Origin of the sequence: Bacillus sp. V26, assembly GCF_034296245.1 — a bacterium.
GTDB classification, from domain to species: Bacteria; Bacillota; Bacilli; order Bacillales; family Bacillaceae; genus Bacillus; species Bacillus halotolerans.
In genome coordinates this window covers 149,642-164,195 of record NZ_JAXKQF010000004.1, presented here as the reverse complement: position 1 = coordinate 164,195, position 14,554 = coordinate 149,642, and the positions used below count along the sequence as shown (strand labels likewise).

At 49.0% G+C, this 14,554-nt stretch carries 13 protein-coding genes; 6 read left to right on the top strand and 7 right to left on the bottom strand.

Annotated features, from left to right (window positions below):
* Positions 1-3: 3 nt before the first annotated feature.
* Both UJ203_RS14165 and UJ203_RS14160 read right to left on the bottom strand, forming a co-directional pair.
* Entirely contained in the window at positions 4-351 is a 348-nt protein-coding gene (locus tag UJ203_RS14165; RefSeq protein ID WP_322011726.1) for a hypothetical protein, read from the bottom strand.
* A 98-nt stretch (positions 352-449) separates the two neighbouring features.
* Positions 450-1,793 carry an allantoinase gene (locus UJ203_RS14160; RefSeq protein ID WP_322011724.1) on the bottom strand — a complete coding sequence of 448 codons (1,344 nt, stop codon included), beginning with the start codon at positions 1,791-1,793 and terminating at the stop codon, positions 450-452.
* Between the two features lie 180 nt (positions 1,794-1,973).
* Here UJ203_RS14160 and pucR point away from each other — a divergent pair, with 180 nt between their 5' ends.
* The 6 genes from pucR to UJ203_RS14130 all read left to right on the top strand — a co-directional run bounded on the left by pucR (position 1,974) and on the right by UJ203_RS14130 (position 8,569).
* Positions 1,974-3,569 (top strand): purine catabolism transcriptional regulator PucR, encoded by a 1,596-nt coding sequence (gene pucR / locus UJ203_RS14155; RefSeq protein WP_059292619.1) that lies wholly within the window; start codon positions 1,974-1,976, stop codon positions 3,567-3,569.
* A gap of 200 nt (positions 3,570-3,769) precedes the next feature.
* Entirely contained in the window at positions 3,770-5,065 is a 1,296-nt protein-coding gene (locus tag UJ203_RS14150; protein WP_415859193.1) for a nucleobase:cation symporter-2 family protein, read from the top strand.
* Positions 5,066-5,071: 6 nt separating this feature from the next.
* Positions 5,072-6,391, top strand: a complete 1,320-nt coding sequence (locus UJ203_RS14145) for a nucleobase:cation symporter-2 family protein (RefSeq protein ID WP_322011719.1) — start codon at positions 5,072-5,074, stop codon at positions 6,389-6,391.
* On the top strand, positions 6,378-7,862 hold the full coding sequence (gene pucL, locus UJ203_RS14140) for a factor-independent urate hydroxylase (RefSeq protein WP_322011717.1): 1,485 nt from the start codon (positions 6,378-6,380) through the stop codon (positions 7,860-7,862). The genes UJ203_RS14145 and pucL overlap by 14 nt, the downstream gene beginning before the upstream one ends.
* Positions 7,862-8,209, top strand: a complete 348-nt coding sequence (uraH, locus tag UJ203_RS14135; protein WP_322011715.1) for a hydroxyisourate hydrolase — start codon at positions 7,862-7,864, stop codon at positions 8,207-8,209. Before pucL ends, uraH begins: the two co-directional genes overlap by 1 nt.
* Before the next feature lie 282 nt (positions 8,210-8,491).
* Positions 8,492-8,569 (top strand): YjcZ family sporulation protein, encoded by a 78-nt coding sequence (locus tag UJ203_RS14130; protein ID WP_322011890.1) that lies wholly within the window; start codon positions 8,492-8,494, stop codon positions 8,567-8,569.
* 593 nt (positions 8,570-9,162) lie between these two features.
* On the opposite strand, the gene pucE is transcribed toward UJ203_RS14130, so the two are convergent.
* From pucE to UJ203_RS14105, 5 genes are read right to left on the bottom strand one after another with little or no spacing between them, the layout of a single operon-like run.
* Complete coding sequence (pucE, locus tag UJ203_RS14125) at positions 9,163-9,723, bottom strand: xanthine dehydrogenase subunit E (RefSeq protein WP_322011713.1); 561 nt, start codon at positions 9,721-9,723, stop codon at positions 9,163-9,165.
* Positions 9,714-11,951 carry a xanthine dehydrogenase subunit D gene (gene pucD / locus UJ203_RS14120; RefSeq protein ID WP_322011711.1) on the bottom strand — a complete coding sequence of 746 codons (2,238 nt, stop codon included), beginning with the start codon at positions 11,949-11,951 and terminating at the stop codon, positions 9,714-9,716. The genes pucE and pucD overlap by 10 nt, the downstream gene beginning before the upstream one ends.
* A complete protein-coding gene (gene pucC / locus UJ203_RS14115; RefSeq protein WP_248337984.1) occupies positions 11,952-12,785 on the bottom strand; it encodes a xanthine dehydrogenase subunit C in 834 nt (277 codons plus the stop codon).
* Positions 12,724-13,389 (bottom strand): xanthine dehydrogenase accessory protein PucB, encoded by a 666-nt coding sequence (pucB, locus tag UJ203_RS14110; RefSeq protein ID WP_248337982.1) that lies wholly within the window; start codon positions 13,387-13,389, stop codon positions 12,724-12,726. Before pucB ends, pucC begins: the two co-directional genes overlap by 62 nt.
* Positions 13,386-14,387 (bottom strand): XdhC family protein, encoded by a 1,002-nt coding sequence (locus UJ203_RS14105; RefSeq protein ID WP_322011709.1) that lies wholly within the window; start codon positions 14,385-14,387, stop codon positions 13,386-13,388. The genes pucB and UJ203_RS14105 overlap by 4 nt, the downstream gene beginning before the upstream one ends.
* Between the last annotated feature and the right edge of the window lie 167 nt (positions 14,388-14,554).

Genomic DNA, 14,554 nt, shown 5'->3' with positions numbered 1-14,554 from the left:
TTTTCAGGTTTCCTCGGAAATGCTGTTCATATTGCGGAAAAACGCTGAGCGCAGATGCTGATATTGTTCCTCATTGGTATCCAAAAACGCCTCCTCTCTTGAAGAAGGGATATTTTGGTACTCAATAGGCTCCTGAAACTGTTCACTCGTAAAGTCGTATACAGCCCCATTTATGCTGTTATAAAAATGCCAACTCTCACCGACCTTTGTTTTGAAAATATCGCCCCCGAATTGCTCCTGTATTACCATTGCCGTCACGCCGCATTGGCCGCATGCCGGGCATTCTTTCGTCCATTTGGAACTCGTATGCAGCGACCATGATTGGTTTAGTATGTGTTTGATGTGTTCCATCATCGAAAGCCCCCTTTTTAAAAAGATACCACGATGATGGATTTTTAAAAACCAAAGTCACTGACATAAAAAAACCGGCAGAATTCAATCTGCCGGGCTTACGAAGGAACGACCAATGCTCCCTCAATTCCGCTGTCTGCTTTCTCCCCATCACTGTACACGCTCCGTCCTCTGCTGTAGGTGGCCGAGATGCGGCAGGGGAAAGTATGTCCTTCATAAATGCTCTGCTTATGTTTTGCAAACATCGTTTCTGTTGTGACTGTGTACGGCTCCATGCTGACGAGAACGAGATCCGCGTCCCGCCCCTCTTCAAGCCGCCCTTTTTGCTGAAGGCCGAATCGCTTCGCGGGTGCCCCCGCTGTCCATTCAGCAATGGTTTCAAATGGAATGTCCCGCTCAAGGGCCAATTCAAGCATGGCCAATAAAGTAAACTGCCCGCCGCTGATTCCGCCCCATGACAAAAACATATTATCCTCCCGCTTCAGAGAAGGACGGCAGGGGGAGTGGTCCGAGGACACCATGTCAATATTCCCCGCGATCAGCGTATCAATTAACGCCTCTTTTGATGGCTGCGATCTGAGCGGAGGGGCGCATTTTGCGACAGAGCCCTTTTCCCGTAAATCGTCATGGCTGAACAAGACATAATGCGGGCATGTTTCGACCGAAACATCAAGCCCTTCTCGTTTCGCCTCTCTGATCAGCCGGACCGCTTTCGCCGTGCTGATATGGACAAAATGAACCGGACAGCCCGTCACTTTCGCATACTGAATCGTGCGATACACCGCTTCAGCTTCGGCTTCCTCCGGGCGGGAGGCCGCGTACGCATCCGCATTCACTTTCCCTTTATTCGCCCATTCCATCTGCAAAAAGCTTGTGATCGCATCGCTTTCTGCGTGAAGAGCAAGGGTTTTTCCTGCGGCCGCAATTTCTTTCATGCCTTTGAGCAAGGTCCGTTCATCAACAGAGCGAAACTCCTCTGTGCCTGATTTTGATAAAAATGCTTTAAATCCTATCGCACCCGCTTCAGCCATCGGATGTATGTCATCAATATGACCGGGCACAAGGCCGCCCCATAACGCAAAATCCACCGCCGATTTTTGCCTGCCGATTTCAGCTTTTGCGAGAAGATTTTCAGCCGTCACCGTGGATGGAATGCAGTTCAGCGGCATATCAAAATAAGTGGTGCAGCCGCCTGCAGCCATCATCTGTGAGCCCGTTTCAAACCCTTCCCAATCCTCTCTGCCCGGTTCGTTGAAATGAACATGGCAATCAATCGCACCCGGAAAAACATATTGCCCGCTAGCCTCCACAACTGGTGCCCCCTCTGCTTCAATTGCAGAACCGATCTTGGCAATGGTCCCGTTTTTCATTGCAATATCAGCTTCTTTAACACCACCCGGCGTGACTGCCTTTGCTCCTTTTATCACCAAATCGTAAGCCATACTGATCCCTCCCCTGTAAGGATGATGAATTTTTATGTCAGTTTATGTAACACAATCAGTCTATTTTCAACATTTTACTGTTACTATGATCGTATTACATCAGCAAAACAGCTAGAATTAATAATGAAATTTATTCATCTTAACCAATGGTTACTTTTTGTGAGAAAAGGAGAATGAGCTATGAATATTTTTGATGTGATGAAAATACCGGCTTACGAAAATGCAGTTTTAATTGCGGGCAAAGCAGGGGGAGAAAGAGAGGTTCAGCATGTCAACATGATGGATGCTCCTGATATCGCGGATTTTTTGCATAAAGACGAGCTACTCGTCACCACCGCGTATCACCTGAAGGACAATCCTCACCAGTTATCAGAGCTGATTCGGCAAATGGCAAAACGCGGCTGTGCCGGTCTTGGCATTAAAACAAAACGGTACCTGGAGGATATCCCGAAAGAAATCATTGACCTCGCCGATTCACACGCGTTTCCGATCATCGAGCTCCCTGAGCATATACGCCTCGGAGACATTGTCAACGCCACGCTGAGCCATATTCTTGATATGCGTTCAAACGAGCTTCAGCAAGCCATTTACGCACATAAAAAATTCACAAACCACATTATGAGCGGCAAGGGATTGCAATCTCTGCTCAAAAAGGTATCAGACCTCCTTCATCTTCCCGTGCTGCTCCTTGACCAGCATGCCAAAATGCTTTCTGCATCTCATCAGATTTCATTTGAAACCGAAAAGCTCAAAAGCACGCTGCACACCGTGTCCGGGCCGTTTTTCACTTGTTTTTCTTCGATCTCAAATCAGAAAACATATTCTGTCCTTCCTATCTATAATCACGAAAAAAGCTGCGGCTACCTGCTTATACCGGAAATGGTCCAAGCCGCTGATAAAGGATTGATTCTCACCATTGAACAGGCTGCGAACGTGATTTCCTTTGAGCTGCTGAAGGAAAACGCGCTGAAGCAATACAGCCGGCGGGCGCGGAATGAGTTTTTCAGTAATTTTATCGAGCGGTCGTTCTCTTCTGACGACGAAATCAAAAACCGGGCAAAAGAATTTAAGCTCCGCTGGGATCAAAAATATATGTGCATCGCCGGAAAGCTCGACCGGAATGACAGATCGATCAGCTTTACTGAAAATCAGCTGGCCTCTGACAGCGTATTTGAATTTCTTGAAGGCGAATTGTCTGCCTTCCCGTTTCCACCTCACCTCTTTATTAAAGGAAATGTCGGCATTCTGCTGATCGAGGCGACAGACAGCTGGAGTGAAATGCACGCCTCGGTGATCAGCTTTTTAGAACAGTTCCAAACACAGGTCAAAACCCAATTTAAACGGACATTGTCCTTTGGCATCAGCAACATTTGCCAAAAGCTGATCGATGTTCCGGACGCTTTCACAGAAGCGTCTGACGCTCTCCAATCAGGGCATTTATCAAGAAGCACGGAGTTTATCCAAGTGTATCACGCAAAAGATGTACCTGAGCTGCTCCGCCTGCTTCCGGTTGAGGATTTGAAGAAATTTTACAATTCCACTCTTCAAAGCCTGGCTGAAAAACAGCAGGAGGATCAAAGCCTGCTTCATACACTGTCTGTCTATCTAGAGACACACTGCCAGATTTCCGAGACGGCAAAACGTTTGTACGTGCATCGCAATACGGTCATCTACCGCCTCGAAAAATGTGAAGAATTACTGGGCAAAAGCTTAAAAGATCCCGAAACGACAATGCGGTTGCGGCTTGCCTTGCGGATGCAGCGGCTGATTAGCTAGCACTTGTCACATGATGTTACAAACGAAATGTCTTTTCGTTACTTTCAGCAATAACGCTCCTATTTTTCAGCTACTGTAGCCAATGACAGCCGGCAAACGGCACGCTATCATGTTACTAAAGTTCACATGTAAAAGGAGGGACTGCAGTGAAACATAAACCGTTTGCAGTGTTCACTCTTGGCCTGCAGCATGTGCTGGCCATGTACGCAGGTGCGATTTTGGTGCCTCTGCTTGTCGGCAGAGCGCTGAATGTAACGTCGGAACAGCTGTCTTACCTATTGGCGATTGACCTGTTAACGTGCGGAGCCGCGACGCTTTTGCAAACCTGGCGAGGAGCGTACATCGGCATCGGGCTTCCGGTCATGCTCGGCAGCTCGTTCGTGGCCGTCACCCCGATGATTGCAATTGGTGCAAATTACGGCATTTCAGCGATTTACGGTTCAATCATTGCAGCCGGTGTCTTGATCTTCTTGTGTGCCCGTTTCTTCGGCAAGCTGACCGTGTTATTCCCTCCTGTCGTAACAGGAACTGTTGTCACCTTGATTGGTCTTTCTCTTGTTCCGACAGGTGTGAAAAATATGGCTGGCGGAGAAAAAGTAAACGGCAGCGCCAATCCCGAATACGGTTCACTCGAAAACCTTCTTCTTTCTGTCGGCGTCCTTATCCTGATCTTAGTCCTCAACCGCTTTCTCAAAGGGTTTGCCCGAACGCTTTCCGTTCTGATCGGGATTGCTGCGGGTACTGCGGCCGCTGCCGTCATGGGCAAGGTCAGCTTTTCATCTGTATCTGAAGCCCCATTCTTTCAAATCCCGAAGCCGTTTTACTTCGGCGCTCCATCTTTTGAAATCGGTCCGATCATCACGATGCTGATCGTCGGAATTGTCATTATCGTTGAATCAACCGGCGTTTTTTACGCCATCGGAAAGATATGCGGCCGGCCCCTAACCGAAAAAGATCTGGTCAAAGGCTATAGGGCAGAGGGGATCGCCATTATGATAGGCGGGCTGTTCAACGCCTTTCCCTATAATACATTTGCACAAAACGCCGGATTATTGCAGCTGACAAAGGTGAAAACGAGAAATGTCGTCGTCACCGCGGGCTGTATCCTTCTTTTCCTTGGGCTGATTCCTAAGGTTGCCGCTCTTGCTTCCTCCGTTCCCGCGGCTGTGCTCGGCGGCGCAACCGTTGTCATGTTCGGCATGGTAATCGCCTCCGGAGTAAAAATGCTCAGCACAGCGGATCTGAAAAACCAATATCATCTGCTGACCATCGCCTGCTCAATCGCACTCGGCATCGGCGCCAGCACAGTGCCGGCGATTTTCGCAGAGTTTCCCGCTCCGATCCGCATTTTGGTCAGTGACGGCACCATCACAGGAAGCCTGACCGCGATCTTTTTAAACCTATTCTTCAGTTTGCGCGCCAGCGAGGAAAAAACCGTTCAGAAGGAAGAACTGCCGGTATTAGAAAACACACTTGTTTTAGAAAAAGAGGTGTAAATAGAGATGAAGGAACAGCATCATTCCTTTCAGCTTTTGATGCTTGGGCTTCAGCATATGCTGGCGATGTACGCGGGAGCCATTCTCGTCCCTCTGATCGTCGGAGCTGCGATCGGGCTCAATGCGGGCCAGCTGACGTATTTAATTGCCATTGATTTGTTTATGTGCGGGGCTGCGACTCTGTTACAGCTCTGGAAAAACCGCTATTTCGGCATCGGCCTTCCTGTTGTGCTCGGCTGTACGTTTACTGCAGTCGGCCCGATGATTTCTATTGGCAGCACATACGGTGTCTCAGCGATTTACGGTTCGATTATCGCAGCCGGGCTGATTGTCGTTTTAGCCGCGGGCTTCTTCGGGAAGCTTGTCCGTTTTTTCCCGCCGGTCGTAACCGGCTCAGTCGTTATGATTATCGGCATCAGCCTGATTCCGACGGCGATGAATAACCTGGCCGGCGGCGAAGGCAGCAAAGACTTCGGCTCACTAGGCAACGTGCTCCTTGGCTTTGCCGTTACAGCCTTTATTTTAGTGCTGTTTTATTTCTTTAAAGGGTTTATCCGCTCCATTGCGATTTTGCTCGGCCTTGCAGCTGGAACGGCAGCCGCTTTCTTTATGGGAAAAGTCGATTTTTCTGAGGTCGCGGAGGCGTCCTGGGTTCATGTTCCTTCTATATTTTATTTCGGCACGCCAACCTTTGAGCTGCCTGCCATTCTCACCATGCTATTGGTTGCGATTGTCAGCCTTGTTGAATCAACGGGTGTTTACTTTGCTCTTTCCGATATGACAAACCGGAAACTAACAGAGAAAGATCTTGAGAAAGGCTACCGTGCGGAGGGGCTTGCGATTGTGCTTGGCGGCTTATTTAACGCGTTTCCGTATACAGCCTTCTCGCAAAATGTCGGTATCGTTCAGCTTTCAAAAATGAAAAGTGTCAATGTCATCGCCATCACCGGGTTTATGCTGATGGCAGTCGGTCTGATTCCAAAAGCCGCGGCATTGACGACCGTGATCCCGAATGCAGTGCTCGGCGGCGCGATGATTGTTATGTTCGGCATGGTCATTTCTTACGGCATTAAAATGCTTTCCGGCATCGATTTTGAATCACAAAGCAATCTCCTGATCATTGCTTCTTCTGTCAGCTTAGGGCTTGGCGCCACGACGGTGCCCGCTTTGTTTTCATCTCTTCCGGGAGCAGCTTCCGTGCTGACCGGAAGCGGCATTGTCATTGGCAGCTTAACCGCGATCGCACTGAACGCTTTTTATCAATTCAAACGGCCCCATGGCGCGGAAATCAATACGGAAAGGGTGATGGCTCATGTTCACGATTGACGACCTGAATCAAATGGATACACAAACACTGACTGACAAACTCGGATCTATTTTCGAGCACTCTGTATGGATTGCGGAGGAGGCCGCGGCACTCCGCCCGTTTTCCTCCCTTTCTGATTTGCATCAAAAAATGTCCCGCTTAGTCAAAGCTGCGGATCGCAAGACACAGCTTGAGCTCATCTGCAAACACCCCCGGCTCGGCACCAAGAAACCAATGAGCGCTTCCTCCGTAAAAGAGCAGCAAAACGCAGGGCTCAGTAAGCTTGAACAGCAGGAATACGAGGAATTTCTCAAACAAAATGAAGACTACTATTACAACTTCGGTTTTCCTTTTATTTTAGCGGTAAAGGAAAAAACGAAACAGGAGATCCGCCAAGCCCTGCTGGCAAGGCTGAAGAACAAACCGGAAACAGAATTCCAGCAGGCTCTTGAGGAAATATACCGCATCGCCCGCTTTCGTTTAGAGGACATCATTACAGAAAAAGGAGAGATTCAAATGAAAAGAACCATGTCTTACGGCAAAGGAAATGTGTTTGCCTACCGAACGTTTTTAAAACCGCTCACAGGCATAAAGAAAATCCCAGAGTCTTCTTTTACGGGCAGAACCAATACAGTTGTCGGCATTGATGTGACATGCGAAATTGGCGGAAATGCCTTTTTGCCGTCATTTACAGACGGAGATAATACACTCATCGTGGCTACGGATTCGATGAAAAACTTTATTCAGCGCCACCTCGCTTCCTATGAGGGAACAACCACCGAAGGCTTCTTGCATTATGTGGCTCACAGATTTTTAAACACCTATTCACATATGGACACGATCACTCTGACAGGCGAAGACATTCCGTTTGAAGCGATGCCTGCATACGACGATCAAGAGCTCGGCACAAGCCAGCTTGTCTTCAGAAGATCGCGCAATGAACGCGCTCGGTCGGTGCTCAAAGCAGAACGAACGGGGGATACGATAACGGTGAAGGAGCAATACAGCGAAATCACGGATCTCCAGCTTGTCAAAGTAAGCGGAAACTCCTTCGTCGGCTTTATCAGAGACAAATATACGACTCTCCCTGAAGATGGAAATCGTCCGCTCTTTGTCTATTTAAACATCAGCTGGCGTTACGAACATACGGATGATGCATACGCCGCCGATCCAGCCCGTTACGTGGCGGCTGAGCAGGTCCGTGACTTAGCGAGCACTGTATTTCACGAGCTCGAAACTCCCTCCATTCAAAACTTAATCTATCATATCGGATGCAAAATATTAACGAGATTCCCGCAGCTCGCGGATGTCAGCTTCCATTCTCAAAATCACACGTGGGATACAGTCGTCGAAGAGATTCCGGGCACAAAAGGAAAAGTCTACACAGAACCGCGCCCGCCATTCGGTTTCCAGCGGTTCACCGTGACGAGAGAAGACGCCGAGAAAGAAAAACGGAAAGCCGGGGAAGCATTAGGGAGCCTGAATGCCTGATGGGAAAGCTGACAACGCATATCTTGGATTTAACCTGCGGCAAACCCGCGGCGAACGTAAAAATCGAATTGAAGCGGCTGGGCGAAGAGGTCATCCCTGTTAAAGAGGCCTTCACCAACGATGACGGCCGAGTCGATGCTCCGCTGCTGGCAGGGGAAGAGCTAGTGTCTGGAGAGTATGTAATGGAATTTCATGCAGGAGACTACTTTGCGGGAAAGAAAGCGAACACGGCTGAGCCGTTTTTAACGATTGTAACAGTTCGTTTCCATCTTTCTGATCCGGAAGCTGATTATCATATCCCGCTTTTGCTGTCGCCGTTTGGTTATCAGGTGTATAGGGGGAGTTAAGAAAAGAGCCCGCCCGCTGGTGAGGCGGGCTCCGCAGATGTTTAGGTGATTGCTGGAGCACTGCATAAATAAAAGACCCTCTCTATTGTGAGAAGGTTCCTGCGAATTATGCCACCCCCGGACCTCGTATTTGAGTTTGAGTTTGTTTTTAAATATTATAATTTATCGTTCTCTATTTCTACTTAGACTAAAAAATCATTTAAAATCAATTAAACTAGCATCACTATCAAGTTATCTCCATCAGCATATCATGTACTATCCTCTTTTAAGGGAGGTGAAGTTATGAGGTCATTCCCTTTGATCGTGGTGCTATTCATCCTATTAATCATTGTTGGCACTTCTTTCTTCGGTGGCTTCTAAGAACTCACCTTACCCCATATCCGTCAGACGCCATAAGAATTCTTTATGGCGTTTGTTTTGCTATAGCGACAAGGTTTTGAACAGGGAAATATAACACTCGCTACAAATCCTTGTCCTCCATTACAATATGAGATGAGAGCGTGATGTTTTCCCACAAACCGGCCGCGTCTTGATCACGCTCTTCAATTAATCCCACCATTTAGAAACGCTTGTTAACGGATTTGTTAGTTTCTTTCGATCGATTTCTTCCGCACCTACAAAAAAATTTTTTCATTTCCTTTTCTCCAAAATGAATTATTTTATTTTTTCAATCGATTTAACAGGTACTTCCGGTGGATTGAGTATTAAGTCAATCCGTTGAACAGTGACAAAGACGACAGAAAAAATCAGGGAACAAAGAAAGGTTAGTAAAAGTATTTTCCACCAATTTAAGTTATTCATCATCTCTTCTCCCTATTTCCTTAATTTGTAACATTACCCATTTATAGTATCAAACACAACTAGGCAAAAAGTAAAGGGAGAAGAGGTATTTCATTTTCACGATCTGTAATTGAAGTTCATCCAGACAATTCTCTAAAGCTTTAGCGATTTGCTTAACTTTTTAAATCCGGTGCTTTGCCGTAGCTGCGGGAAAAGTCCAATGACTCCCTTTTTCCACTTGCTACCTCTTTTCTAATCCTGCAAGCCGACCGTATAATCCCGCCATAACCGGTACACCGGCACAAATTGCCCGCCAGACCTTCTTCAATATCTTCGTCAGTAGGTTGCGGGTTTTCCTGAAACAGAGCTTTGAGCGCAATCGTCATCCCTGGTGTGCAATATCCGCATTGGAAGCCGCCTTCCTCCAGGAAAGCGGTTTGGCAGATATCCAGTTCTTCTTTTTGAAGCCCCTCAATGGTTGTGATCGAATGGCCGTCCGCTTGGTATGCCATGGTCATACACGCATTGGCGAGCTTGCCGTCGAGCAGGACAGAACATGCTCCGCAACGGCCGATTCCGCAGGAAATTTTAGTTCCGGTCAGCTGGAATTCCGTCCGCAGAAGGTCACTCAAGCAAGCTGTAGGAACCGCATCAACCTCCCGCGCTATTCCATTCACGGTCATTCGGAACCGATGCTTTTTTACAGAGAACGATCCTGCTTCTTTTACGTCCATTGCTTTATCCCCTTTCTGTCTATCTCACTAAGCAGCTCTTCACGCGAAATCGGCAGCTTGTTCACCCAGCAGCCGACGGCATCATGTACCGCCTTTACAATCGCCGGGGTGATGGCGATCGTTCCTATTTCTCCGACACCGCGCGGGCCATATGAGTCACCATCCATCAGCTCTTCTATCGCGGCCAGTTTCATTGCCGGAACATCTTTGATTCCCGGAATTACATATTGATCCAAATTCTCCGCCGTGTAACGGCCGTCCGTCATTTTGGCTTCCTCCATCAGCGTATAGCCGAGCGCCATGGCAGCGCCGCCTTCGATTTGTCCACGATAGCCCTGCGGACTGACAACCGGCCCTGCCGCAATGGCGTGCTCACAATCTATCACTCTGACATCGCCTGTTAATAGATCAACCTCCACCTCAACTGCAGCCGCTCCAAATGAGTAGAGAAAATGGCCGCCGACCACAGGATCAGGCGTTGTCGGAAAATCGAATGCTGTTTCCTCAGTCAAAGGGCCTTTTTTTGCCAATTCCTTATAGGTCACCACTAGCTCCTTTGTATTATGCATCCGCAGCCCCCCAGCGCTGAGAATGAGTTGTTCAGGCAAACACGGCACCAATTGTACGGCACGTTTTTTCAGCTGATATAGAAACGGTTTCTTCAAACGCTGGATCGCGTGCCACACCATGCTCGTGCCGCGGGATGCCGTGGAGGAGCCTGACTTTGGCACTTTTGCGGTATCCCCGATGATAATGGAAATATCCTCCGCCGCGCAGCCCAGCTCTTCGGTCACAATATGTTCAATCGCGGCGAGGATGCCCTGCCCGCACTCTTCAAACCCAAACGAAACCGTGATTTTGCCGTCACTTGAAAGGGAAAGGCGCCCTCCTGCGGCATCCATCCGCCCATAGCCAAGCCCGCCCCCGTGCATGGTAATCGCGGCGCCAACACCTCTTCGTTTATAACGAGACGTCTGATGTTCTCTTTTGAGAATAGGAGATGCAGAAATGACGTTCAACACCTGCGCTGCTCCGTCAGTGGGCGCAATCCGATGCTCAAGCGGCCCCGGGTCATACGGTTTTCTGATATTTCTTCTTCGCAGCTCCAGCGAGTCGATACCGAGCATGCTGCTGAGGCGATCAAGGTGGGTTTCCAGCGCGAAGGTGATTTGGTTGCCGCCAAAGCCCCGGAATTCTCCCGCCACCCCGTTGTTCGTAAACACAGAGATCCCTTCAGTGCGGATATTCGGGATGCGGTACGGACCCGCGGCATGCTCGGCAGAAAAATCCAGGACTGCCGGTCCCAGCGTGGCGTAAGCGCCTGTATCGGCAATGATTTTCACATCATGAGCCAGAAGCTTCCCTGTTTGATCAGCCCCTGTTTTGATCGTGATTTTCATCGGGTGGCGCTTGATTCCTGAGCGTACAGATTCCTGTCTCGTCTGATGAATTTTGACCGGACGCCCGCTTTTACGGGCTAAAAGCGCGGCATACGGCTGAATATTCAGCTCATCCTTTCCGCCAAATGAGCCGCCCATCGGACTCGACACAACCCGAATTTTCTCTTCAGGAATACCAAAAATGCGGGCAAGCTGAAAGCGGTCCTTGTAGCCGTGCTGAGTGCCAGCGTACATTGTAAAACCCCCGTCACGTTCCGGAACAGCTACCCCCCCTTCCGTTTCCATATACGTATGCATCTGCCGCGGCAGTTCGTAGGTTTCTTCAAGAATCGTGTGACACGATTGGAATCCCGCTTCCACATCGCCGTGCGAGAAAAACGCACGATGAAGGATGTTTCCGTCCGGGTGCAGCATATACGCATCTGGCCGGAGCGCTTTTTCCGGAGAATCAATGACCTCCAGCATCCTGTACACCACATGAATCAGCTCCAGCGCGGCTTCGGCAATGTCTTCTGTTTCTGCGGCGACTGCGGCAACTGCATCCCCCACATAACGCACTCTATCCTCGCATAGAACCGGCTGGTCAGGAATGACAATCCCAAAACGGTTGAAACCCGGAACATCCTTATGGGTGACGACTGCCCGCACACCTTCCATTTCTTCAGCCTTTTTGGTGCAAATCGACACGATTTCCGCATGAGGGCAAGCGCTTCTCAGGATTTTGCCGTACAGCATTCCCGGAAAAGTGAGATCAGTCATATACTTCAATTCACCCGTGACCTTTTCCCTTCCATCCGGCCTTATTCTTGATGGTTTGCTTATGCTCATTTATTCCCCTCCCTCAAACATCAGCTCGGACATGATGACGTTGGCAGCCGCTTTTTTTCTGTATGCCGCTGACACGAAAGCATCGGCTGAAAACGGCAGCTCCTTGATAAGTGTTTCGTACAGCTCGTGCGCCTCCCATTCAGGCTCCATCCATTTACCTTCGCTCTCTATTAATCTTTTCGGCCTGATATCGGCATGGCCCGCTGCGAGGCGAATGTCACCGTCTTTCAGTAAACGTCCTGCCGCCACAGCAACCGCTCCGGTAAATGCCTGCCGCCTTCCGAGCTTTCGGAAAAACACACGATCTCCCTCTGGACGCGGGATGATCACACGCGTCACGATTCCATGTGAATACGCTTCACTGGAGATCCATTCAGCAAGCGGCAGCCTGACAAGCTCCTTCTGATAAACGATAAGCTCCGCATCAAGCACAAGCAGAAGCGGAATCAAATCCCCTATTTTACTCGCTATGTTGCCGCCAATTGTGGCCCGGCTTCGGATTCCCGGCGCTGCAACAGCAGAAACTGCATCACATAAGCAAGCCAGCTCCCGCTTGATGAGGCTGTTTTTTCTGCATTCATTCAGCGTGGTGAGCGCCCCGATCGACACGTTGGTGCCGTCAGCGGTAATGCCTTTCATCTCATCAATGCCTTCAAGGCTGATGAGATGCGCTTTCGGAAGAATTCCTTTGTCCCATTGAAGCTGGAGCAGCGTGCTGCCCGATGCTGCACACACATCTGGCGCAAGCTGCTTCAAAAGAGAAAATGCCTCATTAAGCGCTGCCGGCCTCCATAATTGAATGTTCATTCGCGCCTGTGTCACTTGTCCGTTCATGTATTCGCCTCCTGACAGTGTCATATTCCTCCGGCGTATCAATATCTTCCAGTTCCTCGCACGCTTTCACTGCCAGCACCGCTCCAGTGCCAAGCTGTCCGTTTTTCAGCAGCCTGCGGGCACCCTCATCTCCCTTTAACTCCTTTACATATGGAAAACAGGCGGATGAGAAATAAATAGGCGGACTGAGCGTACGCAAAGATGCTGACACGGCAAACATTTCATGAGCCCTTGATATCAGGGCATTTACATGATCGACAGAAAGCTGCGGCTGGTCACCCAACAGAATGACGACCCCGTCTGCCCCCATGCTTTCCGCTTTTTTCACCCCGCTGCTGACAGAATGCCCTTGGCCCTTTTCCGCCTCTTTACAGACATGCAAACTCCAGCGATCCAGAAAAGGCGGTGCTTGATATTGCGCCCCGATCCACTCAAGTGAAGCATTTTCTGTCCTCTCGACAATCAGCACATGGTCAAGACGGGATAATAGAGCTGTTTTTAATGAAGCCGATCCGATCGTTTCTCCTTTTAGCGGCAATGCCAGCTTGTTTGTGCCCATTCTCTCACTTTTTCCGGCCGCCAGAAATATACCGATAATGCTCATATAACCGCCAGCCGTTTTCTTGTTTGAAGGACTTCCGCAACGATGCTGACGGCAATTTCCTCTGGGCCTTCCGCGCCGATTTTCAACCCGACCGGACTGTAAAAATGCGCGGGCGGCTGTTTTCCATTCAGCAGCCGTTTCGTGCGGTTTTCGGAACCCAAAAGCCCGATATAATGAAGGTCCCGAGAAAATAAGGATTCAACGATGACTTGATCGTGCTGAAAATGGTGAGTCGCCACAACAGCGGAATCCTGAGGCGAAAATCCAAATTCACCGAGCATCTGCTCCGGAAAGGCAGTGATCAGCTGATCTGCTTTTGGAAAAAGAGCGGCTGTGCAATATGCAGGCCGCCAATCTGTCACAATGACAGAAAATCCGGTCTCAGCCGCCAAATTGGCGAGCGGTATCATATCTGTGCCCGCCCCAAACAGAATGAGACGCGGCTTCGGCTCAATACGCTGAATAAAAATGTTTGATGATGGATCAAAATGCGGTACATGAAGCGTTGAAGCGGTGCGTTGAATATCTTGAAGCGGCACATCCGGCCAGTGCCCAAAATACCCGTTCTCTGACAAAAACAGATAACGCCCTGACTGTGAGGATTCAATCTGTGTAACGGCTGTTACGGCTTTTCCTGAATAAAGGAAGTCTCTTACTCTTTCATAGTGCCGCTTTTTTTCCTGAGAGATTCGTTCCGCATAGATATGAATAACGCCATTGCAGCCGACTCCCATGCCCCACGAAAGATCGTCTTCAGCTCTCATGTCATAGGATATAAGCGCTGTCGTCAGCTGATCGCCGAGCTCACCGATTCTTTCGGATATATCCTCTTCCAGACACCCGCCGCTCAGCAAGCCGATTCTTTCTCCGTTTTTCTTAAAGAGCATGGTGGCGCCTGCTTTTCGATATGCAGAGCCTTCAACTTGAACAATGGTCGCCAGCACAGCTTCATCCTGATCTTCCAGAAGCGCATCTAATATCGTGTGAAAATACTCCAATGCTGCATCCCCCTTTCAAAAATTGCTGTAAGAAATAAAACGTCATTTTATAGGTGCCTTGTATAAAGAATAGATGAAAAAAGAAAAAGTGACTCATGCTCCGTCAGAAAATGCAACACAGAGAAAACGGATTTGTAAAAAGAGTCAAACGGAGAAAATCAGATTGG

Excerpts from the sequence above, each read along its gene's own strand:
- UJ203_RS14165 (WP_322011726.1), bottom strand. The coding sequence starts at position 351 with ATGGAACACATCAAACACATACTAAACCAATCATGGTCGCTGCATACG.
- UJ203_RS14160 (WP_322011724.1), bottom strand. The coding sequence starts at position 1,793 with ATGGCTTACGATTTGGTGATAAAAGGAGCAAAGGCAGTCACGCCGGGT.
- pucR (WP_059292619.1), top strand. The coding sequence starts at position 1,974 with ATGAATATTTTTGATGTGATGAAAATACCGGCTTACGAAAATGCAGTT.
- UJ203_RS14150 (WP_415859193.1), top strand. The coding sequence starts at position 3,770 with ATGTACGCAGGTGCGATTTTGGTGCCTCTGCTTGTCGGCAGAGCGCTG.
- UJ203_RS14145 (WP_322011719.1), top strand. The coding sequence starts at position 5,072 with ATGAAGGAACAGCATCATTCCTTTCAGCTTTTGATGCTTGGGCTTCAG.
- pucL (WP_322011717.1), top strand. The coding sequence starts at position 6,378 with ATGTTCACGATTGACGACCTGAATCAAATGGATACACAAACACTGACT.
- uraH (WP_322011715.1), top strand. The coding sequence starts at position 7,862 with ATGGGAAAGCTGACAACGCATATCTTGGATTTAACCTGCGGCAAACCC.
- UJ203_RS14130 (WP_322011890.1), top strand. The coding sequence starts at position 8,492 with ATGAGGTCATTCCCTTTGATCGTGGTGCTATTCATCCTATTAATCATT.
- pucE (WP_322011713.1), bottom strand. The coding sequence starts at position 9,723 with ATGGACGTAAAAGAAGCAGGATCGTTCTCTGTAAAAAAGCATCGGTTC.
- pucD (WP_322011711.1), bottom strand. The coding sequence starts at position 11,951 with ATGAGCATAAGCAAACCATCAAGAATAAGGCCGGATGGAAGGGAAAAG.
- pucC (WP_248337984.1), bottom strand. The coding sequence starts at position 12,785 with ATGAACGGACAAGTGACACAGGCGCGAATGAACATTCAATTATGGAGG.
- pucB (WP_248337982.1), bottom strand. The coding sequence starts at position 13,389 with ATGAGCATTATCGGTATATTTCTGGCGGCCGGAAAAAGTGAGAGAATG.